This is a genomic window from Methylothermus subterraneus (genome assembly GCF_054656915.1).
Genome location: NZ_BAAHXK010000024.1, coordinates 1 through 3,391, shown reverse-complemented (window position 1 = coordinate 3,391; position 3,391 = coordinate 1). Strand labels below are relative to the sequence as shown.

Here is a 3,391-nt window from a genome sequence, read left to right as displayed (position 1 = left end):
GCTCCTGCTGGGGGCACAGTGCCTACCGGAGCACGGAGAGATTTTGCATGATGCCACCACTCTCCGTGCGCCCTTAAACAACAGCGTTCTAATGTCCGGCCTTACCGTCCTCCTCACCTGGGAGGAGACCAAGAGATCACAAAAAGGATTGTTAGCTCAGTTACTCAAGATTTCGGTTTCTACCTGTATGCTATTGTCTCCCGGATTGGGATCAGTCTCCTGGGCGGTAGCTGAAATCTCCGAGGCCATGCCTCCATCCCCCGAAAACCGGACAGTGATTTGAGCGCTCGCTGTAGCACCCGAAGCTAGGTTTCCTAATGAGCAACTCACCCTCATGCCGGAAAGACTGCAACTTCCTTGACTGGCCGCAGCCGCATTTAATACAAACGAATTGCCAAACTCTTGGGTGAGAACCACATTGGTAGCTGCATCCGGTCCTTGGTTGGAGACGGTCAGATCATAAGTTACCAGCGCATTGAACGGTGCCGGATCTGGCGTATCGGTAGCTGATACGGTCAGATCTGCTGTGCCCGTACCACCGCCCCCGCCACCTTGACCGCCGCCGCCCGTGTTGCCGCCTGTCACGGTAGTAATGGCACTGGCGCTGTTGTTGGTGAGATAGCGGTCGGGTTCGCTGCCACTGACCTGCACTCCCATGGTCAGCGTGCCGTCCTGGGTTGGGGTTACTATGACCTGGATGGAGGTGCTTGCGCCGACTCCCAAAGCGCCAAGATTGCAGCTAAGAGAGGCGCCGGTGAAAGTACAGTTGCCATGAGTCGATGTCGCCGAGACGAAGGAGAAGTGCCTAAGATCCGGTAGGGTAAAATCGGCTACTACATTTGTAGCTAGATTCGGGCCATTGTTGGTGACCCTAACCAAATAGCTTAAAGTCTCACCGATGGCCACTGGATCAGGAGCATCGGTTAAAGTCACGTCCAAATCGATACTACCTAGCTTAACCACCCATCCAAGCGAACCCCCAGGCGTGGAAGTGGATCCAGCAACGTAAGGGGTGCTGTCAGGAGCTAATGCTACGGATCTACCAGAACCAAGGCCTGTATTTAACCCAAAGACCTCACCTTCGATTAGGCCCAAAGAATTAGCATCCAAGCGCGCGACAAATGCAGCAGACGTAGAGGTCGTTGTCGGAGTTAGGAAGAAGTCACCGGACTGGGTTTGCCCAATAACCAGGATATTGGCGTTGAATGAATCAAATGCCACCTCCCCTGCACCGTCATTCCCGCCTGCACCCAGAAAAGTAGAAGCAAGCAAGGCAGTTAGGTTACCATCCAGCTTGGCCACAAAGCCATCATAAACCCCAAATGTTCCTGGAACAGCGTCAAAAGCCCCTAAAGTGGTCGGGAAATCGGTAGAATCCGTCCAGCCGCTGACGAATACATTGCCAAGGTTGTCTAGAGCAAGACCGTAAGCAAAATCTTTGCTACCGCCTCCCAATAACGTCGATGCCTTGAGGACAGATAAGTTGGAGGACAGTCGCGTTACGAATACGTCTCCTAGCGGATTTTGCATTTGATAAGCTGTGTAGCCGCCTCCGCCGCCTCCGTATGTTTTATCATAAGCGTTGCTGGTCACCGGAAAATTGCTCGAGGCGGTGCTGCCTGTAAGGTAAATGTCACCGTCATTTCCGATTTCCAAAGCGTAGGCAGTCTCAGAAGAAGTTCCATCCAAAAACGTGCTTGCCTTGAGCTGAGTCAGGTTGTTGTCGAACCGGCTCACAAACACAGCGCTTGGACAGATTGTTTTTCGATAGGCGGCGGTGCAAGATCCAGAAAACGTAGTATCAAACGCGCCGGGAGTAGTTGGAAAATCGGTCGAGGCCGGTTTACCCGGATAACCAGTCGATCCCGCCAAGCCAGCCACAATCACATCACCGCTTGCTTTATCCACGGCAATGGCAAGTCCCTGGTCATGTCCTTTGGCACCACCAAGATAGGTCGAAGCCAGTAAACCACCAAGATCTGGGTCGAATTGCGCTACAAAGACATCTGTTTTACCTCCGCCACCCGTTCGGTCGTAAGCGGTTCCCGTGGTGGGAATATCCATGGAATAACCATATCCTGTGATATAGACGTTTCCCTGATCGTCAAGCGTCATATCGCCTAGGTAATCGTAGTTGCTGCCACCAAAATATGTTCCTGCCAGCATGGTAGTTAGATCAGGATCGAGCTTTAAAATAAAAATGTCCGATCTTTCATTAAAAGTTGTATCAAAGCCATTCGGATTGTATGGCCCAGGGAAAGCCAGCGCATCCGAAGATTGAGTACTGCCGGCTACATATACGTTTCCTTGAGCATTCACTGCGATTCTGCCGGCGGTGCCCGAACTGCCTCCAACGTAGATCTTCGCCAATACCGGATCAATGATTACCTCTTGGGTTCGGTCATAATTCCCCAAGACAAATCCATACTCGTTTCCACCTTTCAGGCGATACGCTATCTGTACTTCTCGTCGCTGTCCTTGGAGTTCTTGGTATGCGATAGGTTTAGAAAAAACAATCCGCCCTGCTCCCGTCTCTACTTCTAATTCTCCTTGGGTATTGACACTTAGCTTGTGTGCTCCCTCCAGCCGCAAGCAGATAGCTTTTGGATCTCGCAATGGCATTACCTTGAAAATCTTCTCTGCACTGGCACCGGAAACCTGCATACTCAACTCAATCCCTGGGTAAACCTCTCCTAGGCTAACCCGCTGGTAAGCTGGCAAATTACGAACAGTTTGTCCGGACTTAAAGTAATGGATCTTGGTAGGAAGTTTCCCCTCGCCCCTAACTGTTCTTACCTTTCCTCCTACCACGGATTCAACTAAGAAAACCGGTCGGGCATCTTTATCTTTGCCGTTTGGAATCAGATAACCGAGATTGCCTTGCTGGCTAATAATCGCCTTACCCCAAAACGCATCAGCGTAAAATGCAATCTCTTTTTGCGTTTGCCCCTGGTTAGGAACAAAAGGAATCAAAAGATGTGCAGTTTTATAGGATATTTCCGAACGGACCGTAGTCGCATCGGAAACTTTAAACCCTCCAAAAATTGCTACAACAAATAACATTAACTCTGCACGAAATCGCACCGGAAGAAACCTAGTCATAAGTATTGCCTCCTGTAAAAGGTGTTTTTCCTGAATCCTTGTTTCCCTCTGTTCGCAATTCTTCCCCCCGTGATTTTGATAAATCGACTCTGAGTTTTACCTCCATAGCCTGGTCCGGGGGCTTTCGACCTAGGGATTCAAGTATTCTTACGTGTTCCTATCTGAAATCAATTACAACCACTTGCGGTATGCTAAGAAAGCATCGTTGGTTATTGTCCTACATCCAACGGATTATGCCAAAATTTCAAGTTCGCTGCTCTTCCAAACGGAACCTGATTTTCCGGATTTG

1 protein-coding gene is annotated in these 3,391 nt (G+C 50.0%); it reads right to left on the bottom strand.

The window, feature by feature from the left end; all coding sequences use genetic code 11:
* Positions 1 to 156: 156 nt before the first annotated feature.
* On the bottom strand, positions 157 to 3,102 hold the full coding sequence (locus ACYQ3M_RS11475) for a DUF7948 domain-containing protein (RefSeq protein WP_460036217.1): 2,946 nt from the start codon (positions 3,100 to 3,102) through the stop codon (positions 157 to 159).
* Positions 3,103 to 3,391 lie beyond the last annotated feature (289 nt).